Annotated in this window: 12 protein-coding genes; 2 read left to right on the top strand and 10 right to left on the bottom strand. The window is 41.7% G+C overall.

Annotation, left to right across the window (positions count from 1 at the left end; all coding sequences use genetic code 11):
- Positions 1-30: 30 nt before the first annotated feature.
- The 5 genes from QUF73_25625 to QUF73_25605 form a co-directional block, all read right to left on the bottom strand.
- Positions 31-879: a DegV family protein gene (locus tag QUF73_25625; GenBank protein ID MDM5229497.1), complete on the bottom strand. Its 849-nt coding sequence runs from the start codon at positions 877-879 to the stop codon at positions 31-33.
- 97 nt (positions 880-976) lie between these two features.
- Positions 977-1831, bottom strand: coding sequence for an amidohydrolase family protein (locus QUF73_25620; protein ID MDM5229496.1), 855 nt, complete (start codon positions 1829-1831; stop codon positions 977-979).
- A gap of 10 nt (positions 1832-1841) precedes the next feature.
- The gene (locus QUF73_25615) at positions 1842-4910 is read right to left on the bottom strand and encodes a GNAT family N-acetyltransferase (GenBank protein ID MDM5229495.1); all 3069 of its coding nucleotides are present in this window, start codon (positions 4908-4910) and stop codon (positions 1842-1844) included.
- A gap of 228 nt (positions 4911-5138) precedes the next feature.
- Positions 5139-5669 (bottom strand): hypothetical protein, encoded by a 531-nt coding sequence (locus tag QUF73_25610; GenBank protein ID MDM5229494.1) that lies wholly within the window; start codon positions 5667-5669, stop codon positions 5139-5141.
- 13 nt (positions 5670-5682) lie between these two features.
- A complete protein-coding gene (locus QUF73_25605) occupies positions 5683-7371 on the bottom strand; it encodes a formate--tetrahydrofolate ligase (protein MDM5229493.1) in 1689 nt (562 codons plus the stop codon).
- A gap of 180 nt (positions 7372-7551) precedes the next feature.
- On the opposite strand from QUF73_25605, the gene metA reads away from it, so the two are divergent.
- Positions 7552-8460 carry a homoserine O-succinyltransferase gene (metA, locus tag QUF73_25600; protein ID MDM5229492.1) on the top strand — a complete coding sequence of 303 codons (909 nt, stop codon included), beginning with the start codon at positions 7552-7554 and terminating at the stop codon, positions 8458-8460.
- A gap of 93 nt (positions 8461-8553) precedes the next feature.
- Here metA and QUF73_25595 read toward each other — a convergent pair whose 3' ends face one another.
- Together QUF73_25595 and QUF73_25590 are read right to left on the bottom strand one after the other, a co-directional pair.
- Complete coding sequence (locus tag QUF73_25595; protein MDM5229491.1) at positions 8554-9246, bottom strand: AIM24 family protein; 693 nt, start codon at positions 9244-9246, stop codon at positions 8554-8556.
- On the bottom strand, positions 9243-9947 hold the full coding sequence (locus QUF73_25590; protein ID MDM5229490.1) for a class I SAM-dependent methyltransferase: 705 nt from the start codon (positions 9945-9947) through the stop codon (positions 9243-9245). Before QUF73_25590 ends, QUF73_25595 begins: the two co-directional genes overlap by 4 nt.
- Before the next feature lie 144 nt (positions 9948-10091).
- Between QUF73_25590 and QUF73_25585 the strand changes: the two genes are divergently transcribed.
- Complete coding sequence (locus QUF73_25585; protein MDM5229489.1) at positions 10092-10310, top strand: DUF3892 domain-containing protein; 219 nt, start codon at positions 10092-10094, stop codon at positions 10308-10310.
- 47 nt (positions 10311-10357) lie between these two features.
- Here the strand turns inward: QUF73_25585 and mntR are convergent, their stop codons facing one another.
- The 3 genes from mntR to pulA all read right to left on the bottom strand — a co-directional run bounded on the left by mntR (position 10358) and on the right by pulA (position 16100).
- The gene (gene mntR / locus QUF73_25580) at positions 10358-10783 is read right to left on the bottom strand and encodes a transcriptional regulator MntR (protein MDM5229488.1); all 426 of its coding nucleotides are present in this window, start codon (positions 10781-10783) and stop codon (positions 10358-10360) included.
- A 135-nt stretch (positions 10784-10918) separates the two neighbouring features.
- On the bottom strand, positions 10919-13081 hold the full coding sequence (locus tag QUF73_25575) for a DNA topoisomerase III (protein MDM5229487.1): 2163 nt from the start codon (positions 13079-13081) through the stop codon (positions 10919-10921).
- 172 nt (positions 13082-13253) lie between these two features.
- Positions 13254-16100, bottom strand: a complete 2847-nt coding sequence (gene pulA / locus QUF73_25570; protein MDM5229486.1) for a type I pullulanase — start codon at positions 16098-16100, stop codon at positions 13254-13256.
- Positions 16101-16164: the final 64 nt, after the last annotated feature.

Raw genomic sequence — 16164 nt, 5'->3', positions numbered from 1 at the left:
TGATTTCCTGCACCAGGTCCCTAAGCTATTTTATTCCAGGCCATTCAGCCAGCTGATGCCAAGTGTATTTTCTCCTGCATGAACGCCAATGGTAGCCCCCAAAGAATAGCATCCAAATTCAACTCCATTAAATTCTTCCTGGAGTTCCTTCTTCCATGTCTCCGCTTCTTCCGGATGCAAACCGTATAGGATGAATACTTCCTTCAGCGTTTTTCTCTCATGCGCACTCCTCAGCAGATTTACAATTTTATCTTTTGCCTTTCTCTCGCTTCTGGCTTTCTCTTTTACGCTTAATTCTCCATCATGAACTGAGATAATTGGCTTCACATTTAGCATGCTTCCCAGGAAAAATTGAACTCCGGACATCCTGCCGCTTCTATGAAGCTGTTCTAGACTCCCAATGAGGACATATGTTTCGCCCGTATTGCGAAGTGTTTCGAGCCTGCGGATAATGTCTTTAATATCCAGTCCGTTTTCTGCCAATTCCATCCCCTTAAGGATTAATCTTGTTAAAGGGTATGATAATATCTTGGAGTCTATGCTGTATACTGGTATATCAACCAGCTGGGCGGCCTGTTCACTGGAAGAAACAGTCCCGCTGAGCTTTGCTGATACAAGGACAGCGATAATACTGTCATAGTCCTTCTGCAGATTTTCATATAAATTCCGGAAAGCGCCGATGGATGGCTGGGAAGTTTTTGGAGGGGTATCCAGGGTTTTTAAACTCGCATAAAGTTCTTCCGGTGTTAAATCAACCCCATCAGTATATTCATTTCCATCCATAATGATGGTCATCGGAATCTGGTACAAGTGAGGATGGTTTCTTAACTCGTTATTTAAAAAAGCTGTGCTGTCTGTTACCCATGCAATTTTAGCCACTAAATCCTCCCCCTTTTATGTTATTTATACGTGTATGTATGTAAATAAGACTATTTGAAAGGCTGGAAGTGAAAGATTTCTCTTCCAGCCGAAGGTTCTATGGCAGAAAAGGCTTGATTTTAGGAAAAACCTTTATAGCGGTATTGTAAAAAACATCTTCATGATGCTCTTCAGGTATGAGTTCTTTAATAAATTCAATATAAGGACCCACTGGCGCAAGCGGCCAATCGGTTCCAAACAGCAATTTATCGTAAGAATCTGCAAACACTAAAGCATGCCTCAGATGATCCAAAAATCTTCCTTTGCTGCGCTTCTTCAATTCTTTTTCTGTTCCGACAATCAGTCCTGAAAGATCGGCATAGACATTAGGATTCTTGTATATGATTTCAGCTCCCGTCAGCGTCCATGGATCTCCGAAATGAGCCATCATGAAATTGACATTCCGGTGTTTAACAGCAACCTCGTCAATAGCCAGGGGATGAGAATACTTAAGCAATCCCCTCTCTGAATAAGTATCCCCTGTATGAAATACAACAGGAACTCCATATTTTGCAGCGAGTTCGTATACAGGTTCATAAACCTCATCATAGGCGTAGAAAGGATAATACCCCAGGTAAATCTTGATCCCTGCCACGTTAGGCTTTTGCAGATCATCCTCCAGCCTTTGAAGAGCCCCTTCATTGAGATCGTATGGATTGATGCCAGCGCAGTAAACGACATTAGCCGGTATCTTATCATCCAGGTCAAGCCCCATAGGTGTTCTTGCTTCATAATCAGGAAAGCCCATATTTTCTGTTTCTGTAAGTCCCATTGCAATGCTCAAAACTACATTTGCTTTTTGGAACTCCTGCTGATGCCCATGATATGAATAATCTACAAATGAGAGTTCATTGGCAGTATGATGAAATGATTTTATATCAGAAAAATGAATATGCGCATCTATGACTTTCATAATTTCTCCTTTAGCGGAATTCCAGGTTGTGGAGTCTATTAAGCAGTCCGCCCTCGAAGCTTCTTTCATCAAATGCAATAAAGCCCGGTTTGGCCAATGGGCCTGCTTTTCTTTCCGAAATAACTTCGAATGCTTCTTTATTCATATATGCTCCAAGGAATTCATTATCTTTACTTCTCATTACATACATATTTTCAGGAGACCGGCAGCTGGAAATACGGGAGCCATCTATAAGAACAAATGACTGCTCCTCAACTCCGGCCTGATATGCTGATTCTGCTCCTTTGTCACTTACTGTAAGAGTAAGATCCGTTAATGAACCTCCGGATATAAATAAATCTGTAATCCATTTTTCATTTAACAAATACTTCCCGCCTGCATTCTCCGCTTTTACCCAGTGGGCAAGGAGCGGCACTCCCGGCAATAACGCGAAATACTGTGTATATTCAAGGCCTTTCCATATGGGGTGAAGGACAACTTTCGTATGGATGGCCAATACAGACCATTCGTTTCCATACGTATCTTTAACACTGGTAAATTCAGCAGAAGATGTCTCCTTCAATAGCGAGAACACACTCATTTGCGATGGCACAGTTTTCATGCCGCCAGCCCAAGGATTCCACCATCCTTTGGGTACCGGTTCGGGAAAGGAAGAATCAAGCCACTCCCGCTTTTTATAGGTTAATGAGAATAATCCAGGATAAAAATCCGGTGCACCTTTTAAGGTAATGATGCCGTTATCCATGATAAAAACAGCCTTGCCGCCATGCTCTTCCGTAAACATACGGACATTTCCCCGGGGCACAAGCAGGAGTTCTCTTACATGCTTCTTTTCACTGTCAAGGGTAATAGCAGCATTTAAAATAGATAAAGGTTCAGTATCCTTAATAGGAAAATTCGATTTAAATACCCTTAATTCCTGTTCTTGACTGAAATTTGAGGTTTGTTTTTTATGTGTATTTAAATATAAATCAATAGTGCCATTAAGATAACTTGAACGATATGTTTTAAGAGTGAACTCTGCTGTTTCCTTTTCTTTTGCAACTGGATTTCCCCTATTGATAATCAGCGCTTTTTCATTGTGTATATGATTTTCATACTTTGTCTCCACACCTGCAAAATGCTGCATTTCTTCCCATGTCCGGAAAGCTCCTATTGATAAATAGCCAGGTGCCAATACGATCTGATCTCCCGATTCAAAAATGCCAGTTTCCTGCTGATAGCAAAATTGCCACCCATCCGGATTGGACTTCGCATGTTTGGGCCAGCAGAATCCAACCGGCTCGCCGTTATGATCGGCGAAGAACCAATTTTCGGTTATACCTGATAACTCCATGAACCCCAATTCTTTTATGTCAGAAAACTCGATTACTTTATTATCCAGCGGAAAATATGGCTGCTGCATTTCATAATATAACGGCTGGCTGAAATACAGGTTCTCATATTTTACATCCCCTTCGTTTGTCAGTTCAGCCCATATTTTCACAAGGCCTTCACCATATAGGGATGTATACAATGATACAAGAATTCCTGTAAATGCCTCAGACTTGAATACCAATTTGAAGGTGATCGCAGTGTCATCTGTGAACCACTCTGCTGCCGCCGGCTTTGCCTTTGAAAATTCAGTTGAATAGGGTTTCCCAAGTTTAGGAGCAAAAAACGCGAAAGGCTGGTTAACACTTTCGTTCCTGCCAGCCGTTATCTTATAATCCAATTTCCGGATATTCACCTGGCAGATTCCATTGCAGATGTGCCAATAATCCTTCGACTCTCCTCCGAACTTTTGACCAAAGCTTTTAAGGGGAATGCCCACCGAGCTGCATGTAAAAGCGAGTTCGCCCCCATTCTCCTTTGTTGCCAATATCGTCATTTCCGGCTGATAGAAGCCATATTTTCTCACAATGAAAGGCACCTTCAGCAGCTTACGCTCTTTTTTGTGAAGCCTTATTCGAAACTCCCGCTTTTCTAATTCGACAAGATCACTTACAGGAAATGAAAGGTGAAATACAGCGTCTTCTTCCAGGTTGTTCTCTACCTCAATTTCCAATTCAGCTTCCTGATTTATAAATCTGAGATTCCCTTTTGAACCGCCTGTAATTTTGGCTGGCTGCTTAGCAAGCAGACCAAGGCGCAATTCACACTCCACACCATTTACCCACACCTTAACTTCTAATGAAGGATGCGTTTTCCAGATACTAGGCTCTTCCCCTTCATGCACTATGAATTGTCCGGTAATTACCGCGTCACTCTCGGCCATCAGGTCATGCTCGAAAGCAGCTTCGACTCTTCCCTGGTTATTCCCTTCAGCCTTAAAAGAAACAGGAATTCCCGTCTTATTTATGAGTTTGAGCTGGAAATTTTGGATTTCATTTTCGATTACTTCATGATGATCCATGGATAGTTCTAGAAAGTAATCATCCGTTTCTATTAAACTGATTCCTCTGCCCGTTCTTTCAAACCTGACTCTTGCAGACACTTCCCCGCTTTCCCATTTATACTCGTAAAACGTAAAGCCGCTTTCTTTGATTCCATCTGGCTTCACGTCAATTTCTCTCATGCTGCTGCTGTACCAATCAAGCTTTTCTAGCGCCGGTTTCAAGAGCTGTGTCTGGTGAACAGCCGGAATAAAATTCATTAAGTGTGTTGTATCATCTCTGTCTTCCCAGAAGAAACCGCATTTTTTGTAAAGCGGGACAGCTTTCACATTTCCTGGCCATGTATATAAGTCAAGGCGCGGCCAGCCCAATTCAATTGTTTTTTGCAGCGCTTTCAGCACAAGCATCTTTCCTATTTTCCGTCCATGGTAATCCGGCCTTACATTTAAAAGAGGTATATATAAGGAACCCGTATCTTCTTTATATTCCGATAACCCGCAATAGCCCACGACCTCTTCTCCATCCAGGGCTAAGTATAAAGTAATATTGCCATTATTCGCTTCCTTCGTTTTCACTTGTTCTTCAGTCATTACACTGGTATCTCCGCCCCAGCTGTCTCTGCTCAAGTTCCACATTTTTGCGATTCCTGCCGCAAAGCCCTCATGATACTCTGCAATAATAATTTTGTCTGTACATTGAACCATACTTTGTCCTCCTGACTAGGTTACGTCTTGTCTACCCTTCTCAATTCCTTTTCCTGCAATGATAACCATAACCATTTGCTTCTCCTCCTTTTGGTATTTTTAGGGATGTTTTTCCATTCCTTCTTAATCGTATTATCAGAGGATGTGATTGTAAATATATTTTTGAATTTTCCGTATAAATTACATACGAAAAAAGCGCCTTGCTATTTTCGGCAAGACGCATTCATATTAAAAATGGATTTTTCTTAAAGCTTTCATCGAAGCGGTCATATAAGAGATCATTTCATTCAGATCATCTATTTGCTCTTCATAAATAAGCCGGTTAAAAGAAATGACGGTTTCTGTTTCGGCCAGGGCCTTCATATTTTCAGGTTTGTATTTTACAGTCTGTTCGACCTTCCGTCCGCTGCCCCAGATATGACGAAGAACTTCACGGATTTCCAGAAATACATGGGAATCTTTTGGATGTTTAATTGTAAATTTCACATAAATCCGGCAGCCTGCCAGTTCCTCAGATTTCCCTTGAGGCAAAAGCTCAGCTGCGAGATTATCCAGTCCCGCTTCCATTGTAAAGGTACAGAAAATCTCCGCCAAGCCTTTTTCGATGTCTGTGAAAGTAATGTCATACCTCCGGCTCATTTTAGCTGAGTTTAATATATCATTTCGATCAACAATTCTTATTTCACCGTCCAGATCCCGGTCATAAATTCCGCCTTCCATTACAACCTTCATATTTTCAAAGGCAGTTGGATCAAACATGGGCTAATCCCCCTTAAAATAGGCCGACAGCATTCCCATCTTCATCTACATCCATGTTCATGGCTGCAGGGGCTTTAGGCAATCCAGGCATAGTCATCACATCACCGGTGAGTGCTACAATGAATCCTGCACCAATGGATGGCTTCAGCTCACGTATAGTAATGGTAAAATCTGAAGGCCTCCCAAGCTTTGAAGGATCATCAGATAATGAATATTGCGTTTTAGCCATACAAACCGGCAGGACGCCCCAGCCAAAGCTTTCAAAGTCTCTTATCTGCTTTTTCGCTTTGGTTGAGTATTCTACTTTACTTGCGCCATAAACCGTCTGGGCTACTGTTAGAATTTTCTCCTCAAGTGGCAAAGATAAATCATATAGGTGGCTGAACTTCGCTGCTTTTTCATCCAAAATTTCCAGCAGCTTCTCGGCCAGCTCAATTCCTCCCTGCCCGCCTTTTTCCCAAACCTCTGTCAGCGCCACTGGAATGCCGGCCTCACTGCAAAGTTCTATAAGGACCGCAATCTCATTCTCACTATCGGAAATAAACCGGTTAATGGCCACCACATAAGGAAGCCCAAAGCTTTCAATTGTTTCAATATGCTTTTTTAAATTAGCGAAGCCTCTAGTAAGTGCTTCAGTATCTTCCCTGCCCAATTCAGCTTTTGACAAGCCGCCATGCATTTTTAGAGCACGGATTGTAGCTACGATTACAACTGCTTCAGGGTCAATGCCTTCGGTTCTGGCTTTAATATTTAGAAACTTTTCAGCACCAAGATCCGCACCAAAACCAGCTTCTGTCACTACATAGTCAGCCAGTTTGGAGGCAGCGGCAGTTGCAATCACACTATTGCAGCCATGAGCAATATTGGCAAACGGGCCGCCATGAACCAATGCAGGTGTATGTTCAATTGTCTGCACCAGATTAGGTTTTACTGCCTCTTTTAGTAGCAAGGTAAGTGCGCCTTCTACCCCAAGATCAGCCACTGTTACCGGCTGTTTATCATAATTATAGGCTATAACCATTTTTCCCAGTCTTTCCTTCAGGTTCTGAAGGTCAGATGCAAGGCATAAAACGGCCATAATTTCTGAAGCCACGGTGATATCAAATCCATCTTCCCTCGGAACACCTTGTACAGGCCCTCCAAGGCCAATGACGATTTTTCTTAATGCACGGTCGTTCAAATCCAAGGCACGCTTCCATACAATTCTTCTCTGGTCAATATTTAACAGATTCCCCTGCTGGAGGTGATTATCAATCAGGGCAGCCAATGCATTATTGGCTGTAGTGATTGCGTGAAGATCGCCGGTAAAATGCAGATTGATGTCTTCCATCGGCAGAACCTGCGAATACCCTCCGCCGGTTGCTCCGCCCTTAATTCCCATTGTCGGCCCCAAAGAGGGTTCCCTCATTGCGACCATAGCCTTTTTGCCAAGCCTGTTAAAAGCATCAGCAAGACCGACTGTTACTGTGGATTTCCCTTCTCCTGCAGGTGTCGGATTAATGGAAGTGACAAGAATTATTTTTCCGCTTTCTTTCGTGCTTAATTTTTTTAAAATGTCTGCGGATAATTTAGCTTTATATTTGCCGAAAAGCTCCAGATCATCCTCTAAGAGTCCGATTTTTTCAGCTATTTCCGCAATGGGCTTCATTGCAGATGCCTGGGCAATTTCAATGTCTGATTTGACAATCGGTTTCACATTCATTTTTATCCCCCTAGAATCCATTATGTATAGGTTCCTTACAGCTATATTGTACCATCCCTGAATCGAAATATTGTCATTTACTTTTGATATTTTCGCATTTTCACACAGTAAAGCATTGATACAATTTTGAATCGTCTTTATAATAAGTTTAATTGAATTTTTGCACAGGGAGATGATCACTTGCCAATAAAAATTCCTAAGCTTCTTCCTGCAAGGGAGATCTTAGAGGAAGAAAATATATTTATCATGGATGAGGACCGTGCCAAACAGCAGGATATTCGCCCATTGAATATCCTCATCCTGAATTTAATGCCTGAAAAAGAAAAAACCGAAGCACACCTTTTAAGACTCCTTGGAAATACGCCTTTACAGGTGAACATCTCATTTTTAAAAACTGCCACACATCAATCAAAAAATACCAGTCCTATGCATCTCGAACAATTCTATACTACGTTTGAGCAAGTTCGAAACCGCAAATTTGACGGAATGATCATTACTGGAGCACCTGTAGAGCTTCTCGACTTTAAAAAAGTGGACTATTGGGAGGAACTAACCGTAATAATGGAATGGACGAAAACGAATGTTACTTCCACTCTGCATATATGCTGGGGAGCACAGGCAGCATTATTTTATCACTTTGGAATCGGAAAATATGAGCTGCCTGAAAAATGCTCAGGTGTTTATCTTCATGAAGTCCATGACAGAAGCGAGAAATTATTGAGAGGTTTCGACGATATCTACTTTGCTCCGCATTCGCGCCATACCGATGTTTCCATAGAGCAATTGCTGAAACACCCGGAAGTCAAGCTGTTGTCATCATCTGAAGAGGCGGGCCCTTTCATCATGAGTGCAAACGGCGGAAGACAAATCATGGTAACTGGACATCTGGAATATGAAGCAGGCACACTTGCAGAAGAATACACAAGAGATAGAAGCAGGGGGCTGCAGGTTCCAGTGCCCAAACATTACTTCCCTAATGATGATCCTGGCAGAAAGCCGCATAATAAATGGCGGTCACATGCCCACTTAATGTTTTCCAACTGGCTGAACTACTATGTTTATCAGGAAACTCCTTACGAGTGGGATTAATAGTGCAGTGAACGGATAACTTAATTTGCTGCAAAAAGCATGAAAAAAGCCGGTTTATATAAGAGGTTACCCCTCTCAAAAACCGGCTTTTCCTTATGATTGCTGAGCATAATACACTTCTTCAAATGGCTGAACTACTACAAAACCGTCACCTGAAAACTTCATTTGGATCGACTCTCCGCTTCCTCTTCCAAGGAATGTTTTAAATGAGATATCTGTAACAAATTCCGGCTGCAGTGTACCTGACCAAGCAACTGTCGCATTCGGATCGGTATATACCGGATTATCAGGAGTAACCAAAAGTGTCAGCGGCTCATAGTGAGAAGTGATAGCCACCATTCCTGTTCCTTCTAAACGGACATTGAACAAACCTCCTGCAAGCATGCCCGCCATCCTCTTCATTAACTTAATGTCCCAGCTGATGGAAGGCTCGAATGCAAGCAGATCATTTCCATTTACAAAGATGGCATCTCCATCGAGATTCAGGATTGAAATTTTCTTCCCCTGGTCTGCAAGGTACAGCTTTCCGTTGCCTGTAGCTTTCATTAAAGCTGTTCCTTCTCCAGTAAGTGCCTTTTTGAACATTTTTCCTAAGCCATTCTCGAGAATCCCTTCGCGCTCAAACTTAATTTGGCCGCGGTAGGAGACCATCCCCCCTGCTTTAGCCCAAACCTGGCTGGTTAAATTAATTTCGAGCATCCTTGGTGTTTCAAGTTCAAATAATCCTTCTCCTTTATCCTGCTGTTTCGTCTGGTTTACAAACTCTTCAATTGAATATCTGCTCATTCTTGTCCCACCCCTTCATTTTTCTTATTTTCAAGCATAAAGATCCACATAAAAGATAATGATTGCTTTAGCTCATCCGTCAGTGAACCTTTTGAAAGCTGGTCTGATGCTTTTTTATAAACACCCAGTTCATCAATCTTTGACCATCCGTTTTCATTTGCAAGCTGTTCAAATTCCCACGGCATCATGGTATTGCAGATAACTTTTTCCTTATAGAGCCTGCGGTAGCTGTTAGCCCGTGGTGCAGCTGTTGGACCAAGAATGCCCACACACACCCTTCCGCCCGGCTTAACAGTTCGCCGAATTTCTTTTAATACATCCAGCGGGCTCTCTGTCCATTCCAGTGAATTGATGGCAAGGACCGCATCAAGTGTATTCTCTTCAAGCGAAAGATCGGAAATGTCTTCTTTCTTAAATACCGCACCAGTTTTTTCGTTCAATTTTTCCGCTTTATGTATCATCTCTTCAGAGACATCAATCCCGATAACCTTATAGCCAGCCAAAGCAAGTTTGTACGAACCATATCCATCTCCGCATCCAAGGTCACATACGGCAGATCCATTTTTGACATGCTTTTCGAAGAAAGAGATGATATCCTTTCGGCTCCCTTCCTCCCACATTGCCATGCTCTTTGCATTCCATGATACCGCATTTTTATCCCAAAGCTTCTCTGCTTCTGCAGACCAGTTAAAAGTGTTCATCTAATCCCTCCGTGTATACATACGTTTGTTCCATTAAAAAGTTCCCAATATTTTAAATTCGATAAGATAATCAAAAATACCTCTGATTATAAAATGTTAAAAACGTCAACAATATTGATAGAAAATGAATAAGGAGAGTTTTGTATGAACGGCGAACAGCTGACAGCAGTCTACAGAAACAACAATGATGAGATTATTTCATTCCAGACTTCTGGAGGACGGATCATTTCTTATCGGAAAGCACTATTGGAGGCTGAAGAAGGCTTGATTGAGGGTATTCAAATTTATCAAGACGAAGATGGTTCTATGCATCTAAATCCTTCCTATGCGTCATCTTTTGATGATTTTCCGAGCTTCTATTAAAACAGTGCCAGTACATGAAAAAAACCTGACGCAAAGCAGTCAGGTTTTTACTGTTCTTCTTCATTTTTACGCTGGATTTCCCTCAGCACTCCAATGCGGCTTTCATCTTCTTCAAAAAACTGAACCAGGTCGCCAACCCTGTCGATGGCATCCCAGCTCAGGTGATGTTCAATGCCTTCCACATCTTCATAGATATTTTCTTCTTTAACTCCAATAATACGCAGGAGCTGTTCTAAAAGTTCATGCCGATAAACAAGCCTCTTCCCGATTTTTTTCCCTTTTGGCGTTAAAATAAGCCCTCGGTATTTTTCATAAACAAGATACTCATCCTTATCAAGCTTCTGAACCATTTTTGTCACAGAAGAGGGATGTACAGCGAGAGCCTCGGCAATATCAGAAACTCTGGCATATCCTTTGTCTTCAATTAACATATATATTTGTTCAATGTAATCTTCCATACTTGGTGTTGGCATTACGCAACCTCCTGCCAATTAGAAAAGCGCAGAGCGCCATGTCCACTTTATTTCATTCATAAATAATTATAAGACTTTAACGATTTTACTACAGTTGGAAAATAGAGACAAGGAAATACTCTGAAGCAGGCAAATTCAGGTCTTTTGCGGGAAGAGAAATTTGACTCTGTTCTCCTGTTGGTCCCAGGTTAATTTAGCTGAAAATGTTTTATCCTTCCCTTTGCTTGTAAAACCTTCAACTAATTCAGTTTCTCCATCTTTTAATAGCTGTTTGAGCAGTTTTTGAGTCATCGTCTTGCCCATAATGCTTTTGGAAATAGTGAAAGTGCATTTTGTCTTATTATAATGGGAGCATCCATAGAAGCTTCCCTTATCAACAACTTTCCCATCACACAGCATGCATTTGCCCAGATTGGCAGCCCTCTTTTGCTTGAATTTCCCAGGCGTGAATCCCTCTTTATCTTCATCTGAAAATGTCCACTTACCCACATGTTCAATGGAGGCAGAAATCAAATGGCCAACCATTTTATTGGTTTGCTCCATGAATTGTTTGGGGGATGCCTGACCATCCGAAATATCCTTCAGCCGCTGTTCCCATTTAGCCGTCATTTCTGGAGAGGCCAGTATTTCTGTGCCTATTGCCTCTATCAGGATTTTTGCTTTTGAGTTTGCATATACAAGATTCTTCTTTATATCAATGTATTTGCGCTCCTTCAGCATTGTGATGATTCCCGCCCTTGTTGCTTCCGTTCCAAGACCTTCCGTCTTCATCAGGACCTTCTCAAGTTCCTTATCTTCGATTTGCTTCCCGGCCGTTTTCATCAGTGTAATCAGCTGGCCTTCTGTATACCTTTTTGGCGGCTGGGTTTTGCTTTCTTTAACATCCGCCTTTATCACTGCACCTTGATCACCCGCCTGCAATAAAGGCAGAATCGGTTCCTTTTCCTTCTCCTGCTGTGGAATCACTTTTCTCCAGCCTTCTTCAAGCTGTACTTTTCCCTTGGATAAGAACAAAGCTCTTCCATCTGCAAGGGTCTTAATAGTTGTATATTCTGTTACAGCTTTTCCATAATGTGCAGCTATTAAGCTCCTTACGATCAGGTCATAGAGAATTTTTTCATCCGAAGATAATCTTCCCAGGTCTGGCACCTGTTCGGTCGGAATAATGGCATAGTGATCAGTTACCTTTTTATCATTCACATACCGTTTATTCTGCAATATCGAGCTTGAAGGCAGAGGGAAAAATTCCTTATACTCATCTTTTGTTTCCATTTTTCTGAGGATCTCCGGAAACATTTCCGCTTCTCCTTCTGTTACATGCCTGGAATCTGAACGAGGATATGATACGATTCCTTTTTGATAAAGCTTCTGCAATACATCAAGTGTTTTTTTAGGCGGGAATTTGAATCTGCGGTTGGCTTCTGCCTGCAGTGCAGAAAGGTTATAAAGCATCGGCGGCAGGAATTCTTTTTTTTCGGCCTGCACATCTTCTACCTGTGCATCTTTGTCCCTGCAGAATGCCGCAATCTTTTCGGCAAGCTCTTTCGTCTTAATTCTTGTCTCCCCATCTTTTTCCCACTTGCCGGTATATTTTTTCCCGTTTACTTTAAACTGTGCAGTTACCTCCCAGAAAGGTTCGGAAACAAAATTCTGGATTTCCTGTTCTCTTTTTACGATTAAAGCTAAAGTGGGAGTCTGAACCCTTCCTACTGAAAAAACATCCGAGAAACCTTTCTGCTGCAGAAGAAGACTGTATAATCGAGAAGCATTCATGCCAACGATCCAGTCGGCACATGCTCTCGTATAGGCTTCATAATATAAGTTCCTTGTGTCACTTTCATCCAGCAAGGCAAGAAACCCTTCCTTTATGGCTTTAGGAGTCAAGGAAGAGATCCAGAGTCTTTTCATGGGCACAACGATACCGGTAAGCCTTAGAATATTCCGGATGATAAGCTCGCCTTCTCTCCCTGCATCACCAGCATGGATAATTTCTGTTAAATTAGGATTAGAAGCAAGCTGTTTGATTATATTAAATTGTTTTGCTTTATCCTTTGTCACTTCATATTGAAATTGCTCCGGAATTATGGGCAATGTTTTCAATGACCATTTTTTCCATTCCTTACTGTATTTTTCAGGGGCAGACAGCTGGCATAGGTGGCCTATGGCCCAAGTAACATGAGCCCCTTGGGGAAATATATCGTTCGGAAGGATCTCAATATATCCCTGGTGTTTCTTCATTTTAAAAATAGAAGCCAGCGTCATACCCTGATCGGGTTTTTCCGCGATTATCAGTTTCATACTTTAGCTCCCTTTGCATTGTAGAACAAATTGTAAATATCTATTTTAATATTAACCTAAAAATTTAGCAAAGGAAGTTAAAATACCTATATAGTTATGAAATTTTTAAAACAATCGTGTTCCGCTAAGCAAAACAAAAGAAGAACCCCCTGACAGGATTCTCCTCCGTTGCTTATCTTTTAAGAATAAAGCTTGTTTGTGCGGGTACTTCAATTGTTTTTGACTGATATATCTTTATGGTTCTTATCCCAGCCTGTTTTCCGTCTGCAAGCAAATGCCAAGGGCCCTTGCCTGGAAGTGATATTTTAGCTGGTTCTGTATTTGCATTATGGATTACAACAATCTCTTTCGCTCTATCTTTTAGGCCTTTTGCATCCAGTCTGTACGCCACCGTATTATCTGGGGCATCAATAAAATTAAGCTTTGATTGAATATCCTCAGCTGTTGTCATTCTAAACGATTTATAATGCTTTCTGAGCTTAATCAGACCTTTAAAATAGTCTACTTCCCCGCTGAATTCAGTTCGGCGGTCCCAGTCTAACTGATTTACACTGTCAGGGGATTTATAGCTGTTGTGATCCCCGTATTTTGTCCGCATGAATTCCTGGCCTGCATGAACAAAGCTGACTCCTTGGGATGTCAGTATAATGGAAGAAGCCAATTTATGCATTTTCTTTCTTGATTCTTCCGCTGCATCTGGATTGGTCAGTTCAAGCTTATCCCAAAGAGTGTGGTTATCATGTGCCTCAGCATACGTAACCGCCTGTTCAGGATCTTTGTATGTGGCCATTGTGCCCGGATAATCCAAACCGGCTGCAATCCCTTGCTGTACAAAGTTTTCCATGCCTTGTTTGCCATTTACAAACCCTTTATCTAGTTCATCAAACACACTGCCTTTTAATCCATCCCGGATGCCATCATTGAAATGGCCAATGCCAGGCATATCTTCGGCATTTTTCTGATTGGCCTTTCTTTCAGCTGCCAGTGGTGTGTTTAAATCCCATCCCTCCCCAATGATAATGATAGTAGGATCAATATTATCCAATGCCTTTCTTACTTTATTCATTGTTTCAGTGTCATGAATGCCCATCAGATCAAAGCGGAATCCATCAAGATTATATTCCTCAGCCCAATATGCAACAGAGTCGACAATAAATTTCTGCACCATTTTTCTTTCTGAAGCTGTATCATTGCCGACGCCTGTGCCATTGGCAAGTGTTCCATCTTCGTTATAGCGGAAATAGTAGCCTGGAACAAGCTTATGGAAACTGGATTCATTTACTGCAAACACATGATTATACACAACATCCATTACAACCCGCAGCTGCTCATTATGGTATTCCTGAATCATAGTCTTCAATTCTGTAATTCTTGCCGCTGGATCATAAGGATCAGTAGAATACGAGCCTTCCGGCACATTATAGTTTTTAGGATCATAGCCCCAGTTATATTGTGGTTCGTCCAGTTTTGTTTCATCAACTGTCCGGTAGTCATAAATCGGAAGGAACTGAACATGTGTGACTCCAAGATCTTTTATATGATTTAAACCTGTTTTTTCTCCTTTAGAATTTAAGGTGCTTTTCTCAGCAGCCCCAAGGAACTTCCCCTTATGCTTAATGCCGCTGTCCTCATGAATCGAAAGATCCCTTACATGAACTTCATAAATGATGGAGTCCTCTGGATTCTTTAACTTCGGCTTCTGTTTATTCCACTTTTCAGGGTCGGTTGAATCCAGATCCATCACAACGCCCCTATCGCCATTCACTGTTACAGCACGGACATAGGGATCAGTCGCTTCTGTCCATTCTCCTCCGATTTTGACTTTATAATTGTAAATCAGCCCATTTTGATTGCCTTTTAAAACAGTTGTCCAGGTTCCTTTTTCACCTCTTTTAAGAGGAAGTTCTTCAGCGGTCTGATCATCCCAGCTGTCATAAAGCACTAACGATGCTTCACGTGCTGTAGGAGCCCAAAGCCTGAAGGAGGTTTGATTTTTCGCATACTGGTTTCCCAGCTTCCCATCATAATAGAAAGCATCATCAAATTCCTTTGATCTGACAATATCCCCAATCTTCACCTCTGCCTCTCCGAATGAAACTGCAGAGATTTTATATGATTGCCTGAAATCTAGTTTATCTTCTGTTATCACTTTTACCTTATTTGTAAAATCCTTTTCCTCTTCCCCGTCATAAGGGACAACTTCTTTAATATCGGCATTGTCAATTTCAATTATGGATTCCCAATCCCTCCACTGGAAAGGAAAATTGGTTTCAAGTGTAATCTGATTAAAAGTATCCATAGAAGCATTCACTATTTTTGGATCTTTTTCAATATAGGCTGGATTGTAATAAATTCTTTCTGTTCCCTGAACAATCCATACTTCTGCATTCCCATTATCTTCGAACTTTGTAATAAAGCGATCACCAAATTCCTTACCGGCCCAATCATTTCCTTCCATGCTCTTCCTGACTATAAATCCGGCCTTTTTCATACCTTCGGGGTTTTCAAGCTCAAATTCAGCAACTTTCCCAAAATCATCTTCTGCTGTAAAATCAACTCTTTTGCCGTCCTTGCCTTCTGGCCATGTCCATAAATTCCAGCCTTCATAATTTCCGTCATATCGATAGTAGTGGAGTTTTACCTTCACCCGTTCAAATGCTGGAAAGTCCCTGTACTCACCATCAGGCGGTGATGTATATGTATGTTCATCGCCTGCTTTCACCCATACTTCATCATTGCCGCTCTGTACATTGATGAATCGATCCCCTCCATCTTTCTCCCAGCTGTCAGTGCGGACAATAAAACCAACTTCATTATGGATACCTTGCAGCACAACCTCTGCAATAAGTCCAAACTCATCTTCACCAGTGAATTCAAAAACCTGTCCCTCGCCATCTTTTGGCCATACCCACAAATTCCAATCCTTCATTTCTCCCTCTTCAGGCTGATAATGGATGGTGACTGCTGTAGTCTGACCGGCCCCTTGTGTCGTTTTTTCGGCCGATGCAATCGTTTGCATAAATGGGGATAATAAATTGGATGCCGCCATTATTATAGCTGCGGCCAGAAAAATAAACTGTTTA

This window comes from Cytobacillus sp. NJ13 (assembly GCA_030348385.1).
Lineage (GTDB): Bacteria > Bacillota > Bacilli > Bacillales > Cytobacillaceae > Cytobacillus.
This window is presented reverse-complemented; position numbering and strand designations above follow the sequence as displayed.